This is a genomic window from Pseudochelatococcus lubricantis, assembly GCF_042432495.1.
GTDB classification, from domain to species: Bacteria; Pseudomonadota; Alphaproteobacteria; order Rhizobiales; family Beijerinckiaceae; genus Pseudochelatococcus; species Pseudochelatococcus lubricantis.
Genome location: NZ_JBHLXC010000006.1, coordinates 608,949 through 625,205, shown reverse-complemented (window position 1 = coordinate 625,205; position 16,257 = coordinate 608,949). Strand labels below are relative to the sequence as shown.

The following is a 16,257-nucleotide window of genomic DNA, read 5'->3' as shown; positions in this document are numbered from 1 at the left end:
CCCGAAACCGACCACTATCAAACCCAAGGACTCTCGTTATGAACGAGGGACGACCGGGGGGCAGGTCACTATGTGTAAAGCTTATCTGAACGAAAATCCAGTAACGCATCCGAAGCCGCCGACCCCGGACATTTCGCAAATTGGGCATGTGTACATGATCCAGTACGGAAAGGACTATAAGATAGGCCGAACTTTTTCTCTAAGCAGGAGGTCGCGTGAGATACAGATCGAACTGCCTGAGACGACAAAGTTTATACATTCAATCCTGACTGATGATCCCGTTGGATTCGAGAATTACTGGCATCGTCGGTTTAGCGAATATCGCAAGAACGGAGAATGGTTCCGGTTACCTCCCAAGGCTGTAACAGCCTTTAAACGATGGAAGAAAATCGCGTAAGTGATCCTTTGTCGCGGCTTTTTGCTCCCTGTGCAATCCGCGCCTGGGGTGAACGTACTGCGTGAAGCGCGAAGCCAGATCTCCCCATTCGAACAAATTCTCACTCTCAGCAGCATGGCCATGCGGCTTCACCAGTAATATTTTCGCTCTGGCGGCTCTCCCATCGGATCGTGCAGTTCGTCAATTTCCGGAAACAATGCGTTTCCTTCCAACTGCACGGCTGCGGCCTCCACAGTCGTCAGGGCCTCCAGATCAGCCAGGCGCCCTGTCGCCCACTGCACCATGCGCCCGAGATCGCTCGCAGAGTCGGCTGTAGCTGTCTCGGGCAAAGAGGCGAGCCAACTTCGTATATCGGACGCTTCACGCTGAAGCTGCATTAATTCCCGCAAATAGGCGATACGTTTTTCCTCGCGCTCCTTACGTTTCTTGGCAAGAGCATGCCGCCGGGCGAGTTCGGCCCGCTGGCGCTCTTGCTCCTCGCGACGCTCTCGCTCCGACTTATTGTTGGAAAGGATAACCTTGAGGCCAGAGACGATGTTCTCGAACATCGATTCGACGCTTTGTGTCTTTCCATCCGTCCAGCTCTTGCGCAGCCCATGCGTCCAACTGTCGACCACAAAGGCGAGTTGCCCCGTATAGATGGTATCGTATTCTGGCCACGGCTGTTGATGGGGGAGCGATGAGTACAGGTGCCAGCCCCGCCGATCTGCGGCTCGCTGCCGTTTCGCCTGCTGACGATCATAGAGTTCCTGTTCCTTTTCTGTAGGAATGTGCTTTTCGCGACGTGTTTTCTCGGTCAGCGTGAATGCAACCATGTCTTGGCCGACGACAATCTTCATGCGCGTTTCATCAGGCTGCAGCTGGAGTCCATCTGCCTCCAGGACGGTAGCCAGCGAATGGAGAAAAGCAACGGCGCGTTCAATACGATCACTGTGTACGATCACGCCGCAGAGCCCCGTGCCGGCTGCGGCAACACACCCGTATTCGTCTGCTTTCGCTTTGCGAAGCGCTTTGGCAGTCGCCACAATGGCGCGATGTGGTTTTTCGACCGGCTGAGAAAGCGCGGAAGGATCGGAGACCATCTCGGCGTGTCGTTCCGCGCGTTCCACCTTGGCTTGGCGGAGCATTTCCTGAGTGTTTTCGGAAAGGTGCGAGATGGTTGCTGTGATCTCGATTCGATCGAGTGCAGGATCGTCAATTTCGCGCAAAGGCGGCAGTTTGAATCGCTGACCAGCAGCGACGCGGGCCCAATAGCCGCGGGATGGATTTGGAACGCGATGGCGAGAGCAGATCTTGGCAAGACCGCGATCAGAAATACCAAGTTCGGCTGCAGCTTTCTGCACGGGCTTCGACCATACTAAATCGTAAAGTTCTCGACGAGTAAGTATACGAACGTTATTTAACATCGCAGTGGTTCTCTCTACACTCCGCTGTTACCATAGAGAAAATTTCGATCCGGTGTCGCAGTTTGCAGCAGTTCATTTCACCCTGCCTGCCGGAAAGTCCACGGTCAAGCGTTTTGTGAACGTAAGAGGAACATATGAGGTCCTTATAGGGTGAAGGGCTGGTTCGTGATCGATCACGGAACGACTGATATTTTGCTATGATGAAGCGGATGGGAGGATGATTCCGAATGAGGGAGATAGAGTGGCCGCGCTTTGACATGATGGGCACTATTGAGAAAGCTCGAAAGCTGGCCAGCCGCCATGTCGATGGCCTAACGATCAATTTGCCCTTCGTCAGCTTTAACGTGAAGCCGGACGATACGGAAAAACGTGTCGCCAATGAGATCGTCATCCGGCTCGCCGACCGTCGCGTGCTGAACGCTTCCGAATGTTGTGACAACTGCATCGACCAAGCCCTGGCTTCGCTCCAAGGCATCAGGGAGATCCTCATCGACAAGCAGGTGGAGCTATATGGCGCGAAGGACGGCGGCCTGTACCTGCTTTTGGAAATGATGGCCGAAGCCCTGCGTCAGTTCCTGACCTTCGAGCAACGGCTTAACACACTCCACCGGGAGCCCGATGAAATCGACCATCCAGATGTCCGTCGCGCCCCCCAGGCGCGGGAAGCCTATTTCGCAGCACTCGAGGCTCTACGTGGCTACTTCAACCGCTGTCTGGTGGAAGTCGCCAAAATCGGGGGCGCCACGCTGCCAAAGAGCAACATGATGTCCCAGTACGAGACGCCCTGGCCTGTCGAAGCCTATGTACTGCCGAAGTTGCCAGCCTTGCGAGGGGAATACGATCAATCGCTTAAATGACCGGGACAAAAGGAGAGGCAGGGTGGAGACGGAATTCAAGGAGAAGACGTACGAGAAATACTTTTCCCATGAAGTGGCACGTTTAACGAACCTTACGTTCTCACCGGACCCCTGCGACGAAGCGCTGCTGGGGGTTGATGATGCCCTCTGGCTGGAAACGCGCCCAACATTGCACTAACAATCAAAATGGACCCGCTATTGGGGGCTGATCACCGTCAGCCTAATGCTCGGATAATTGCATAGAGCGCAACGGCGCCGAAAATTATCCAGCCCCATGGAATCTTGGCCTTTGGTTGTCGCGCGGGCCGATGGGGCCGAGGCGTGGTCGACTGCGAGGATGATCCGGTTGATTGCCGAATCGTATTCAGAACGGCTTGGTTCCTGGACTGCGGCGGGATGGGCGACCGTGTTGGGGGAGGCACCGTAGATGTTCTGCCGGGCGAGCGGCTCGAACTGGGCCGCGACGGCGCGCCCAATCCTTCCAGGAGGTGCCGATTATCGGTTACTTTCGATCCGCTGGAACTGGGGCTCCTGAGACGATGCCGTGCTTCGGTTTCAGTGATCTTCCGGATCTGGCTGTTCGACGTGATCGTGATCGACAGCGACGTGCCATAGCGGCCGGTGTATGCTGGATCGACTAGCCCTTGCACACTCAGCCACATTCCCACCCACGCCTGTGACGGTGCATCCGGCAGTTTGGCAAGTCCGTCGCTCCAAATGTTCAGCTTGACCGACTGCCGGGCATTGTCGAAGAAGACAAAGCAATAGGGCTTGCTGTATTTGGTCTTGGCTGCGTGGACCTTCGTCACCTTGCCGACGAGTTCGATTCTATTGCCCACCTGTTTCGCCAGCAAGGCGAAGCTGGTCGCGTCGACCACCTCATAAGCACCGACATAGGCCGCCTCCTTCTTCCCTGCCCGCGCCTCCGTGGGCGTGCGGATGATGATCGCGGCGGCCGGGATGTTCCTGGCGGCAAGGAAATCTTCGAGCGTCGGAATACCTTTCACAGGTGCCGCACAGATGCTCGCGAGATTGGTGGTGTCGCGTGCCAGCGCAGGAACCGCCTCCAGATCGGCGAACGCGGCGGAATTTCCGGGATCGATGAAATCGTTCGCTGTGAGGATGATGTTTTCGCCGTTGGAGTATTTGGAGAATAGCTTTGGATCGTGAGCGATGGCCCGGAGGCTCAAATCGATCACGATGAACGAAAACCGATCCATGTCCGGTCCGAAGTCAGCTGCCGAGCGCTTCGGGTGCTGGAAATGCTTGTGCCCGAGTTCGGCGCCTTGTCCGGTCGCCATTGTCGGCACATAGATTCCGTCGTAATCGATAAGCTTCAGGCCCGACTTTACCAGCACGTTGCCATTCTGAAGATCGCCGTGCGCAAGCCTCTTTGACCGCAGGAACCGTTCAACGTCAATGAATTGCAAGCGCAGGCGTTCTATGCGTCCCTTGTCGGCATAGTTGTCTTCGAGGAACGATCCGAGCGTGTCGCCTTCCACCCAGTCCATCTTCACGATGGGATAGCGCCTGCCGTTCACCAGAATACCCGTCGGCTGGTATTCGAAGCCGACGAAGTACGAACCGCCCGCCGTCCGCAGACCTTTATCCACGTGCCCATAGCGGGCTTCCAGGCCCTTCGCTTCCTTATGGAAGCACCGGATTGCGAATTTCCGGCCCTGGGCCATCGCAGTGTAGGTGAGCGCGAATCCGCCGCCAAGGGCTATGGGAAGGCCCATGCCGTTGGTGGCGATCTTCGCTTTCTTCAGGACGGCATCGCCGAACGCGGTCTGCGGGTGCTGAACCGCGTCATTGTACTGGTCCATGGTCGGGTAGGCGGACACGGCGCCTCCTAACCGATCACGAGCAGGGTGGTGTCATCCCGCCGCATCGTGCCATCGCCGCGCGCGTCTTCGACCAGAGCGACGAAGTCAGCGCGCGTCCGAAGGGTCCGCAAGCGTTCCATCCGCTCGGGCCGGTCGGACAGAAGCCAGGCGCCAATGGCATCCGTCATGCAGAAGAGCTTCGACGCGCCGTCCAGCTGCCAGCGCGTCGTGAAGTCGTCGTCGAGGATCTCCCCGTTCCTGTCGTGGATGGTGGAAAGCAGAAGCGGGTTTGCCCGGAATTGCTCCGGTTCGCTGTAGGGGAACGTCGCGCTGATTTCCGTGCCGTCGTCCAGCACGGCAAGGGAATCTCCGATACCCACAATCGACACCCCGGCAGGATCGAACCGCAGGCCAAGGAGCGTGGCGAAGCTGCCCCGGTCGAACGCGGCTTGCGCGCTCCACGACATGGCGGCACGGTCGAAGGCCGCATGGTAGGAGGTGATGGCACGCGCCAGCCACGCTTCGTCAATGACCGGCTGTCGGACGTATCGGGAAACCAGAATGCGGGCCCACCGGCGTGACGCGAAGGACTCCGACGCGCCATCGCTGACGGCATGGATGCCCCTCAAATCGGAACACGCGATGGCGTCTTCGTTCAGGTGAGGATCCCCAATTTGCCTCCCCACCGTCCAGCGATGAAGGACGCGCATCGCATCACCGCAGGTTGCTGGCGCGTGTGCCTATATCGAAGAAGTCCACGATGACTTCATAGCCCGCCTTGTAGCCGAAGAAGCGTGACTCGCCGCTGACCGAGTCATAGCCCTTGTCCCGAGCGACCTGCACGAGGTGACCGGGGAAGGCGCTGGACATACGGAGGAGCAATCGACCGTATTCATCAAGACCGCTGTCCGAAGCGGGAAACACCACCGGCTGACCACCCGTCGTCGAGATGTGCAGATTGAAGAGCAGGCATTCGCCGTCGCTAGTGGACATCTGCTTGAGGGCGTCCGCAATCGCCGACGGATCGCCATCGGTCGAAGCGCCGTCGGTGACGTGGATGATGGTGGGCGGATAGGACGACGGGTGCGCATCGCACCATTCCGCGATGGCTTCCGCTGCTGTTCGCATGGCCGCCATCATCGGCGTGCCGCCCAGGCTTGTCGGATCGAACCAGACCGGGAACTTCGTCGGCTGGTTTACCAGCCCCCCGGCGCCATCGGGAACGCGCTTGACGCGCTCTTCGATCCGCAACGGATTGGCCTCAATGTCAGACAGGGAATGCAGGATTTTGCCTCCTAGCGGAGCAGCAAAACCCGAACGCACCGAGTCCCCATAGGCGATCACGCCAACATCGAAATAATTCCGGACGCCGTCTGCGCGAGTGCACCGAATGACAAGCTGGTAGAGGGTCTTGTTCAGTACATCGGCTACGAATTGTGCCTTGGTTTGCTCCGTTTCCATCCTTTCATCCATCGATCCAGATTGGTCGATAACGAACAGGAACGCAGATGGGCTGGTTCGGCTGATTTCTGCTGTGTACATAAAGCACCCCGGTCATTCCCTTATGCCGTGTCAGGCCGTCGAATTTTGGACAAATTCAAACGTTGTCCTGCCAACACGGTGGACCATCTAGCGTTTAAGTTATCGGTGACTTGCACGATAATTTCAAGATCACGGTGCGTCTGGGAGTCGATCTGCTGATAACGACGCTGCGATGAAGATGCTACATCTTGTTCTCAACCACACGGTCGAGAAGGGAAATGACGGCCTCCCGAATGGTTCGAGACCCAGACCCAATTCGCCGCTGCCTTCGGCAAGGGGCTTGTCAGTAATGGCCGAGAAGGCCTCATGCACGCATTTTCTGACATGATAGGCCGACTGTGAATGTCGAGATTGAGCAGTGTGTGGTATTGCTGTTAATAGTTTCGGTAATATATCGCCTTCGCTTCGTTGACCCGGCGGTGATCTATCTGCGCTTTTTCCTGCAAGCCGCCGCGCATCCCCTGTTCCGAGAAAACTATTCCCTGTTCCGGGGCATAGGGAATTTGCTTAAAATATATCGTAATTTCAATACGATAGTTGAGTAAAAAAGTCCCGAACGGCGCCCGCAAGCAGCCGGGTTCCCTGTATTTTCCCTGATGATCAGGGAGCTCCCACAGAGACCGGTTCGCTGCCGATTGCGTCCGCCGCCATAACTATCTGGTTTTTAAGCGTTTTCTAATTTTCGCCTGCCCGCCTGTGCGGGTTCAGCAGCAGCGAAAGCCGCCCTTGCCCGATCCGCCGTAGCGCGCGTTCTGCCGGTCGCGGAAGAATGCCGCATATGTCATCGGCTCCTGATCGGGATGGGTGCGGCGCACGTGGGCCACATAGGTCTCGTAGTCGGGAATGCCGACCATGAGGCGCGCGCCCTGGCAGAAGCACTTGCCGAAAGTGGCGAGGCTCTCGCGCAGGGAAACGGAGAGGGCGCCCTGATCGGCCGATACCGGCGGCACGCCCCTGCGTGTTTTGAGAAACGTCATGACACAGGCCTCCTTCGGGAACCGCGCTTGAGACAACGGCTTCCCCTTCCTGACAAGCCGATGGCGGGGAGGAACGGCGCACGGGTCGCGCCTCCCCACGGGGCCGGTGAACTTGCGCCCACCGGTCCCTGCATCAGGCGGTAACGGTCGGCGCGCCGATTTCGTGCGCCGTCCAGCGGTCGGCGCGCCACGCACGCCAGCAGGAAACGATTCCGAACGCCAGAATGCTGACGACGACGAGCACGAAAAACCCCGCCAGGGCCGCGTCGATCCGGTCGTTGAACACGATCTGATGCATCTGGTCCATGTTCTTGGCGGGTGCCAGCAGTTCGCCGCGGTCGATGGCGGCGTTGAAACGATCCGCATGGGAAAGGAAGCCGACGCGCGGATCGGGATGGAAGATCTTCTGCAGCCCCGCCGTCAACGTGCAGACCATGAGCCAGCTCATCGGAATGATCGTCACCCAGGCATAGCGTTCGCGTTTCATCTTGAAGATCACGACGGTGCACAGCATCAGCGCCACAGCGGCGAGCATCTGGTTGGAGATGCCGAAGAGCGGCCAGAGCGTGTTCACACCACCCAAGGGGTCCGTCACGCCCTGATAGAGGAAGAAGCCCCAGAACGCGACGCAAAGCGCGGTCGCTACGACGTTACTCACCCACGAGGAGGTCTCGCGCATGGAAGGCACGGCCAGTCCCAGCAGGTCCTGCAGCATGAAGCGGCCGGCCCGCGTTCCCGCGTCCACGGCGGTCAGAATGAAAAGGGCCTCGAACAGGATGGCGAAATGATACCAGAACGCCATCATGGCCTTGCCGCCGATGACATTCGAGAAAATCTGCGCCATGCCGACCGCGAGCGTTGGCGCGCCGCCGGCCCGCGAAACGATGGTGTGCTCCCCTACATCCGCCGCCGTCTGCACGATCGTTTCAGGCGAGATCGGGAAGCCCATCTGCGTCACCGCCGCGGCCGCCGTTTCGGGCGTGGTGCCGAGGATGGCCGCCGGGCTGTTCATGGTGAAATACACGCCGGGGTCGATGATGGAGGCGGCCACCAGCGCCATGATGGCGACGAAGGATTCCATCAGCATGCCGCCATAACCGATGTAGCGGGCGTTGATCTCGTTATCGATCAGCTTGGGTGTCGTGCCTGATGAGATGAGTGCGTGGAAGCCGGACACCGCACCGCACGCAATGGTGATGAAGAGGAACGGGAACAGCGCGCCGGACCAGACGGGGCCCGAGCCGTCGACGAACCGCGTCAGCGCTGGCATGCGCAGATCAGGCGCGACGACGAGAATGCCGAGCGCAAGGCAGGCGATCGCGCCGATCTTGAGGAAGGTGGAAAGATAGTCGCGCGGCGCAAGCAACAGCCACACGGGCAGGATCGAGGCAACGAAGCCGTAGCCGATGAGCAGCCACGTCAGCTCCACGCCGGTGAACGTGAACCAGGCGGAAAGCGTCGGATCCTCGGCGATGTTGCGGCCGTAGATGATCGCCAGCATCAGCAGTACGAACCCGATCACCGAGACCTCGCCGATAGCGCCCGGCCGCAGGAAGCGCATGTAGATGCCCATGAACACGGCGATCGGAATGGTGGCGGCGACCGTGAACGTGCCCCAGGGGCTTTCCGCCAGCGCCTTCACCACGATGAGCGCCAGGACGGCCAGGATGATGACCATGATCATGAACGCGCCGACAAGCGCGATGACACCGGGGATCGGGCCAAGCTCGGAGCGCACCAGCTCGCCGAGCGAGCGGCCGTCACGGCGCATCGACACGAACAGCACCATGAAGTCCTGCACCGCGCCGGCGAGCACCACGCCGGCCAGAATCCACAGCGTGCCCGGCAGATAGCCGACCTGCGCGGCCAGCACCGGCCCGACGAGAGGTCCGGCCCCCGCGATGGCCGCGAAGTGGTGGCCAAACAGGACGTGCTTGTTGGTGGGCACGTAATCGAGGCCATCGTTATGGCGCACGGCGGGCGTGGGCCTATTGGGATCCAGCTGCATCACCTGGCGGGCGATGAACAGGCTGTAGTACCGGTATGCGATGAGATACACGGAGATCGCGGCAGCGACGATCCATAGCGCGCTGATGTGCTCGCCACGTTGCGTTGCAACGATGGCGAGGCTCAATGCGCCGATCAGGCCGAGAACGACCCATGGCCCATGTTGCCGTATGTGTGCTGACATGACGATATCTCCAGACGTAGCTGCTTTGTTGCTTTCATTGTCTGGGCGCCTGGCCCGGCAAGCACGGTATCATATTGTCGCAGCTTGAGAAACGTCGCTCTGGCGGGTCCGGCTGGCAGAAGGCGGCGACCGGACGGCTGGCGGGCACGGGTCGGGCGTGCTGGCAGCCATGGACAGACAGCCGTGCCGGCCCGTTCCGCGCACCGCGTGCCGGCAAGTCCGTAGAAGAGAACGGCCATGCCGTTCGTGGCCGGCACCGGTTCGGGATGGATGGCATGCGCGGGAAGATGCGGCCTCTCGCGGTCCGACTTGATGTCGACACGCGCCACAAGTCTGCCGTCGGGAAGGAGGGGGGGCACGTAATAGCCGCTGGCGCTATTCGGCCGGAACATAAATCTCGATCCGGCGATGGTGCTGACATATGGGCAGGGGGAGGCACCCTTCGGTGACCTCCCCCTGTACTGTTTGTTGTATCGCTGGGCTGACCGGCTTATGCGACCAGGTCGTAGCCGACGATCTGGCCGAGGTCGCGGATCGCGGTCGTGCCCACCAGGTCGAGTTCGACCACGTTCTCGATCGACAGATTGCCTTCCGCCATGTTGTTCACCGTGCGCAGGCCCGTGGGGTTCAGCATCGTCAGCGCGTTGCTCAGCCCGTTGATGTTGCCCGTGCGGTCGCCCGTCTGAACGACATACCAGTTGTCGTCGAAGCGGAATGCCGCCACGCTGTTCTGGCCCATCACGCTCGCCACGTAGGTCGTCGCCAGCGCCACGTCGTTGGTCAGCGAACTCAGCATGTTCGAGATCGTGTTGGTCAGCACGCCGTTGGTGAACGCCTGCGAGGTGCCGCGGCCGCTCGCCTGCTGGTGCACGCCGAGGCCGTCGAACGCCAGCTTGTCGCCCTCGCCGATGTTGAAGTCGGTGACGAGGTCGATCTGGCGCGCGCCGGACTGGTCGGCGGCATCGAACAGGAAGGTGTCGGCGCCCTTGCCGCCGGTCATGACGTCACGGCCGGCGCCACCCCGGATGACGTTGTCGAAGGCGTTGCCGGCGAGCGTGTTGTCGCCCGCGCCGCCGAAGAGGCTGCTGTCCTTCGCGGCGTCGAGGAGGGTGCCCTGCTCGATGTTGTCGGGCAGGACGACGGTGGCCTTCTCGCCGTCGTAGAACACGCGGTCGATGGCGTCCGTGCCGAGGATGGGCACCAGCGCGTCGGCATCGTGCAGGTAGATGTCCTTGCCGCCGAACTGGTTGGCCGAGATGTCGTAAAGTACGCCTTCCTCCTGGTCACGGATGTCGAACTGGATGTAGCCCGAGGCCATATCGCCATCGGTGTCGGTGACGGTAAAGCTGATGCGCAAGCGCAGCGCATCATCCGCGCCCGACAGGCCGGCATCGGGGTGGTCGAGCGTGCCTGACAGCGAAACAGTATAGGCACCGGTCTCGGTCGCGGAAACGCGGAACACCTCATTGCCGTCCGAGGCGCGGCCGATCAGGGTCAGCGGGCCCTTATCCTCGTGCGATACCGAAACCGGCAGGCCGTTGGAGGTCAGCGGCACCACCGTGGTGCCGTTGCCCACGTCATAGGCGCCACCTTCCGGTCCCCAGCCGAGGTCCGTCACCACGCCGTTGTTGGCCCCGCCGTCGAACTCGAACTGGCCAGTCTTGCTGGTGACCGCGTCGCCTTCCAGGAGCCAGACATCGCCGGAATAGCCCGCCGTCGGCACGGTATCCAGCTCGGCGACCTGCACGGTCACGGTGGCGTTGGCCGTGCCGCCCTTGCCGTCGGTGACGGTGTAGGTGAACGTCGCGCCACCCGAGAAGCCCTCCGCAGGGGTGAAGACGACATTGCCATCGTCGTCCAGCGCCACGGTGCCGCCGGCACCAGCCGTGACCGACCGGATGGTGAGGGTGTCGCCGTCGGCATCGGTGTCGTTTGCCAGCAGAACCGAGGCCTTGATCGTCAGGGCCGTGCCGTACTCCGTGTCGAGGTGCCCGTCGTCGGAAGCAACCGGGGCACTGTTCGGAGCGCTGACGGTCAACCTGACCTTGGCCTCGGTGCTGCCGCCACGCCCGTCGTTCACCAGGAAGGTGAAGCTGTCCTCGCCAGTGAAGCCGGTCGCGGGCGTATATTTGTAGGTGCCGTCCGTATAGACCAGGACCGCGCCGTGGGACGGCTCTTCCCGAAGGCTGAAGATCAGCGATGCGTCACCATCCGGGTCCGACGCCGTGAGCCGGCCGCTGATGACGGCATTCCTCAGGCCTTCGGCATTGCCATCCACGGCATCCGGCGCCCGGTTGTCCGGCAGGGAATCGCCCACGTTGGCGATCTTGACGAAGTGAACGTCGTCCAGCGCCACGCCCGCGCCCCACGAGTCCGGCGCGCCGGTATCGATGAATTCCAGCCTGTTCGAGCCGTCGCCGGAACCGCCGATCACGTCGAAGCTGTAGGTCGTCCAGCTGGCGCTGGTCTGCGGGGGGAGGCCGTTGAAGATTTCCACACCGTTCCAGAGCACGCGCACGCCGTCGTCGTCCCGCACGTTGTCGGAGTCGGAGAGCGAGAACGTCACCCGATAGGTGGCGTCGGTTTCGACGTTGGCGATCGACTGGCCGATTCTGTGGCGGGCGGCGAGATTGGAGCTGTCCATATCGATCCAGAACCGGCCGTCCTTGGCGGTGACGCCGCCGTAGTTGTCCCAGTGCTGCTCGATGCGGTTGTTGTTGACGTTGGTCCAGCCGAGAATGGTGCCGTCGAGGTTCCGGTATCCCCAGTCGGAGGGACCGTTGTTGCCGGAGGATTCGCTCACGTCCTCGAAGCTGCCGTTGACGATGAGGTCGGTGCCGATCGCTACGCTGCTGTGCGCATTGGCGGTCTTGACGAAATGGACGTCGTCCAGCGCCGCGCCCGCGCCCCACGAGTCCGGCGCGCCGGTATCGATGAATTCCAGCCTGTTCGAGCCGTCGCCGGAACCGCCGATCACGTCGAAGCTGTAGGTCGTCCAGCTGGCGCTGGTCTGCGGGGGAACGCCGTTGAAGATTTCCTCGCCGTTCCAGAGCACGCGCACGCCGTCGTCGTCCCTCACATTGTCGGAGTCGGAGAGCGAGAACGTTACCTGATAGGTGGCGCCGGTTTCGACATTGGCGATCGACTGGCCGATCCTGTGGCGGGCGGCGAGATTGGAGCTGTCCATATCGATCCAGAACCGGCCGTCCTTGGCGGTGACGCCGCCGTAGTTGTCCCAGTGCTGCTCGATGCGGTTGTTGTTGACGTTGGTCCAGCCGAGAATGGTGCCATCGAGGTTCCGGTATCCCCAGTCGGAGGGACCGTTGTTGTCGGAGGATTCGCTCACGTCCTCGAAGCTGCCGTTGACGATGAGGTCGGTGCCGATCGGCACGTTCACCGGCGTCGGCGACGAAACGGTCAGGCTCAGGGTCGCCGTATCCGTGCCGCCATGCCCGTCATTCACCAGGAAGGTGAAGCTGTCCTTGCCGATGAAGCCGGCCGTGGGCGTGTATTTGTAGGTGCCGTCCGTATAGACCCGGACCGTGCCGTGAGCCGGCCCTTCCCGGAGGCTGAAGACCAGCGAGGTGTCGCCATCGGGGTCCGACGCCGTGAGCCGGCCGCTGATGACGGCATTCCTCAGGCCTTCGGCATTGCCATCCACGGCGTCCGGCGCCCGGTTGTCCGGTGCGGGCTCGCCCACGTTGGCGGTCTTGACGAAATGGACGTCGTCCAGCGCCACGCCCGCGCCCCACGAGTCCGGGGCACCGGTGTCGATGAACTCCAGCCGGTTCGAACCGTCGCCGGAACCGCCGACCACGTCGAAGCTGTAGGTCGTCCAGCTGGCGCTGGTCTGCGGGGGGAGGCCGTTGAAGATTTCCTCACCGTTCCAGAGCACGCGCAGGCCGTCGTCGTCCCTCACGTTGTCGGAGTCGGAGAGCGAGAACGTCACCCGATAGGTGGCGCCGGTTTCGACGCTGGTGATCGTCTGGCCGATCCTGTGGCGGGCGGCGAGATTGGAGCTGTCCATATCGATCCAGAACCGGCCGTCCTTGGCGGTGACGCCGCCGTAGTTGTCCCAGTGCTGTTCGATGCCGTTGTTGAGGTCGGTCCAGCCGACGATAGCACCGTCGAGGTTCCGGTATCCCCAATCGGAGGGACCATTGCTGTCGGAGGATTCGCTCACGTCCTCGAAGCTGCCGTTGACGATGAGGTCGGTGCCGACGGGCACGTCCGCCGGGGAGACGGTCAGGCTCAGGGTCGCCGTATCCGTGCCGCCATGCGCGTCATTCACGACGAACGTGAAGCTGTCCTCGCCGGTGAAGCCGGCTGCGGGCGTGTATTTGTAGGTGCCGTCCGTATAGACCCGGACCGTGCCGTGAGCCGGCCCTTCCCGGAGGCTGAAGACCAGCGAGGTGTCGCCATCGGGGTCCGACGCCGTGAGCCGGCCGCTGATGACGCCGTTCTGCGGGCCTTCGGCGTTGCCGTCCACGGCATCCGGCGCCCGATTGTCCGGCGCGGGCTCGCCCACGTTGGCGATTTTCCGCAGCGACACTTCGTCGAGCGCGGCGCCAAACCAGTTCGCTGCTCCCGTGCCCTTGAAGATCAGCGTGTTCGAGCCGTCGCCCGCGCCGCCGACAAGCTCCAGCGCCACGGTTGCCCAGGCGTTGCTGCTCGGCATACCTTCAAAAATGACCTTGCCGCCCCACAGCACCTGGACGCCGTCATCGTCCGTCCTGGCGTCGCCGTCGGCGATCGAGAACTTGAGTTCGTAGATCGCGCCTTGCTCGACGCCGACGACCGTCTGGCCTATCTCGCTGAGTTTGCCATAGCCGTCCAGGTCGAAGAAGAAGGCGCCGTCCTTGGGCTTGACGTTGTTCTGGTTCTCGGGAGCGTTGACGATCTCGATGCGATTGCCGTTGATGTCGGCCCAGCCGGCGACGACGCCGTTGTCGTTGTAGTAGCCCCACCAGGCGGGACTCAGCTCGCCGCTGACCTCTTCGAAGCTGCCGTTGATGCTCACATCCTCGAAGCTGCCGTTGACGATGAGGTCGGTGCCGAGGAGGACGCTTTGCGCGACGGTGAGGTTGACGGTTGACTCGACGATGCCGCCGCGACCGTCATTCACCAGGAAGGTGAAACTGTCGGCGCCGCTGAAGCCGGAAGCCGGCGTGTAGCGATAGGCGCCGTTCTCCTTGAAGACGAGCGTACCATGAGCCGGGGCCTCGCTGAGGCTGTAGGTCAGCTCATCGCCGTTGGCGTCCGTCGCCGCGACCTTGCCGATGAAGGGAATGCCCGGACTGATGAGGAGATCGGCGCCCGGGGCTTCCGGCACGACGTTGCTCGGCGACGGCAGCATCGGGTCGGAGAGCTTCACGAGATGAACGTTATCGAGCGTGGCGCCGAAGCTCTCCCCCGCGCCCTCGAAGACGAGTTCGTTCGAGCCGTTGCCAGCCCCGCCGTTGACGATGAAGTGGAGCTTGCTGCCGGTGCCGGACGGGATGCCCTCATAGATCACCTTGCCGCCCCACAGCACGCGCACGCCGTCGTCATCCGTCGGGAGATCGGTCAGCGAAAAGCTGAGGCGGTAGATCGCGCCGGTCTCTGCGTCGGCGATCTTCTGTGCGAGGACGCCGTTGCCGAAGTCGCCGTCGGCGACGAGATCGGTGCCGATCGGGATCGTCGACGGAGCGGCGAGGGCAGGGGCGCTGGCCAGTTTCGCCTCAAGGTCCGGCAGCAGGGCGGCGACTTCGGCATCGGTCCCCGGCACGGCGAGCGCGGCGAGTTCGGCGCCGGTGAGCTTCAACCCGTCGGCGGTGGTGATCGAAGCGGGCTGGTGTGCGGGGTCGACGCCGTCGCGAAGAATGAGCGCGTCGCTGCCGGAGCGGATGATCAGGTTGTTGCCGTCGCGGATGACGGAGATATCAGCGGGAACAATCCCCTCGAACCGGATCGTGCTGGTGCTGTCGAGCGATACCAGATCGATGCCGTCGCCGGCGCGGAAGATCACCTCGTCGCCGGTCGCGACGATGACGTCGTTGCCCGCTCCGCCGTCGAGCACATCCTTGCCCTCGCCGCCGGAGAGGAAGTCATCGCCGCTGCCGCCGACAAGCCGGTCATTGCCGGCGCCGCCGAAGAGCAGGTCGTTGCCGCCGTCGCCATAGAGCACGTCGTCGCCGTCCCCGGCGCGCAGGATGTCGTCGCCCTGCATGGCATAGAGCCTGTCAGCGCCGGCGGTGCCGTTCACCACATCCCATCGTTCCGTGCCGTAAACCACGGTGGCGTCATTGACGAGCTTTTCGAGCGCCGGACGGGACCACTGCGTATTGTCGGCGATAATGCCGTCGACCCCCAGATTGAGGGCGTTCTGCACGTCGGCAAGCGTTCCGTCGACGGTCCAGCCGTTGACGACCAGGCCGGCCGCATGGGCGGCCGCGACCAGCTGCGGCGTGAGCAGACTCATCACGGGCGCGACGCCATCCGCATAGGTCGCATAATAGGCGATGTTCTCTGGGGTGAGGCTGCCACCCGTCAACTGGACCAGCGGGAGATTCACGCCATATTGCGGCATGAGCTTGTTGCGAACGTCGGGCAGTTCCGAACCGAAGCTCTGGATGATGATCCGCTCCGGATCGGCGAAATCGTGGGCGATCAGCGTCTTGATCGCCGCTTCGTGGGTTGCGTAGTCGGTGGACTTCGTCTCGATAAGGATGCCGAGCTTGCGACCGGTGTCGATGGACATTTCTTTCGTCAGCGCGATGAGTTCATCCAGCGTGACGATGGTGGGCACCTGCGCGCGCACTTCCGCGTAGGTCATGTTCGCGATTCCGAGTGCAAGGTCGTCATGATAGCTGACCAGCACGCCGTCCTTGGTCAGGCGGAAATCGGTCTCGGCATAGTCCGCTCCGTAGTTGAACCCCCATCTGTAGGCGTCGATCGAGTTGTCGAGATAGGGATTGGTGCCACGATGGGCGAAGAGAACAGCATCATCAGACATGGCTTCATCTCCAAGAGGCAGCAAGGGAAAGAGGCAACAAAAGACCGGCCCTGTCGCAGCGCTGCGG

10 protein-coding genes are annotated in these 16,257 nt (G+C 61.8%); 3 read left to right on the top strand and 7 right to left on the bottom strand.

Going from position 1 to position 16,257, the window contains the following annotated elements; genetic code table 11:
* A partial coding sequence (locus ACFFJ7_RS13620; RefSeq protein WP_377593004.1) for a GIY-YIG nuclease family protein occupies window positions 1-397 on the top strand: 397 nt, incomplete at its 5' end.
* Window positions 398-525: 128 nt separating this feature from the next.
* On the opposite strand, the gene ACFFJ7_RS13615 is transcribed toward ACFFJ7_RS13620, so the two are convergent.
* Window positions 526-1,740 carry a hypothetical protein gene (locus ACFFJ7_RS13615; RefSeq protein ID WP_377593001.1) on the bottom strand — a complete coding sequence of 405 codons (1,215 nt, stop codon included), beginning with the start codon at window positions 1,738-1,740 and terminating at the stop codon, window positions 526-528.
* Window positions 1,741-2,030: 290 nt separating this feature from the next.
* On the opposite strand from ACFFJ7_RS13615, the gene ACFFJ7_RS13610 reads away from it, so the two are divergent.
* Window positions 2,031-2,660, top strand: coding sequence for a DUF6650 family protein (locus ACFFJ7_RS13610; RefSeq protein ID WP_377593000.1), 630 nt, complete (start codon window positions 2,031-2,033; stop codon window positions 2,658-2,660).
* Window positions 2,661-2,682: 22 nt separating this feature from the next.
* Window positions 2,683-2,838 carry a hypothetical protein gene (locus ACFFJ7_RS13605; protein WP_377592999.1) on the top strand — a complete coding sequence of 52 codons (156 nt, stop codon included), beginning with the start codon at window positions 2,683-2,685 and terminating at the stop codon, window positions 2,836-2,838.
* 37 nt (window positions 2,839-2,875) lie between these two features.
* Here the strand turns inward: ACFFJ7_RS13605 and ACFFJ7_RS13600 are convergent, their stop codons facing one another.
* The 6 genes from ACFFJ7_RS13600 to ACFFJ7_RS13575 form a co-directional block, all read right to left on the bottom strand.
* Entirely contained in the window at window positions 2,876-4,504 is a 1,629-nt protein-coding gene (locus ACFFJ7_RS13600; protein WP_377592998.1) for a protein kinase family protein, read from the bottom strand.
* A gap of 8 nt (window positions 4,505-4,512) precedes the next feature.
* Window positions 4,513-5,196, bottom strand: coding sequence for a PP2C family serine/threonine-protein phosphatase (locus ACFFJ7_RS13595; protein ID WP_377592997.1), 684 nt, complete (start codon window positions 5,194-5,196; stop codon window positions 4,513-4,515).
* Between the two features lie 4 nt (window positions 5,197-5,200).
* On the bottom strand, window positions 5,201-6,028 hold the full coding sequence (locus ACFFJ7_RS13590) for a vWA domain-containing protein (RefSeq protein ID WP_377592996.1): 828 nt from the start codon (window positions 6,026-6,028) through the stop codon (window positions 5,201-5,203).
* Between the two features lie 704 nt (window positions 6,029-6,732).
* On the bottom strand, window positions 6,733-7,005 hold the full coding sequence (locus ACFFJ7_RS13585; RefSeq protein ID WP_166950314.1) for a YbdD/YjiX family protein: 273 nt from the start codon (window positions 7,003-7,005) through the stop codon (window positions 6,733-6,735).
* Window positions 7,006-7,138: 133 nt separating this feature from the next.
* The gene (locus ACFFJ7_RS13580) at window positions 7,139-9,196 is read right to left on the bottom strand and encodes a carbon starvation CstA family protein (RefSeq protein ID WP_166950315.1); all 2,058 of its coding nucleotides are present in this window, start codon (window positions 9,194-9,196) and stop codon (window positions 7,139-7,141) included.
* 490 nt (window positions 9,197-9,686) lie between these two features.
* Entirely contained in the window at window positions 9,687-16,190 is a 6,504-nt protein-coding gene (locus ACFFJ7_RS13575) for an Ig-like domain-containing protein (RefSeq protein ID WP_377592995.1), read from the bottom strand.
* Window positions 16,191-16,257: the final 67 nt, after the last annotated feature.

Excerpts from the sequence above, each read along its gene's own strand:
- ACFFJ7_RS13610 (WP_377593000.1), top strand. The coding sequence starts at position 2,031 with ATGAGGGAGATAGAGTGGCCGCGCTTTGACATGATGGGCACTATTGAG.
- ACFFJ7_RS13595 (WP_377592997.1), bottom strand. The coding sequence starts at position 5,196 with ATGCGCGTCCTTCATCGCTGGACGGTGGGGAGGCAAATTGGGGATCCT.
- ACFFJ7_RS13590 (WP_377592996.1), bottom strand. The coding sequence starts at position 6,028 with ATGTACACAGCAGAAATCAGCCGAACCAGCCCATCTGCGTTCCTGTTC.
- ACFFJ7_RS13585 (WP_166950314.1), bottom strand. The coding sequence starts at position 7,005 with ATGACGTTTCTCAAAACACGCAGGGGCGTGCCGCCGGTATCGGCCGAT.
- ACFFJ7_RS13580 (WP_166950315.1), bottom strand. The coding sequence starts at position 9,196 with ATGTCAGCACACATACGGCAACATGGGCCATGGGTCGTTCTCGGCCTG.
- ACFFJ7_RS13575 (WP_377592995.1), bottom strand. The coding sequence starts at position 16,190 with ATGTCTGATGATGCTGTTCTCTTCGCCCATCGTGGCACCAATCCCTAT.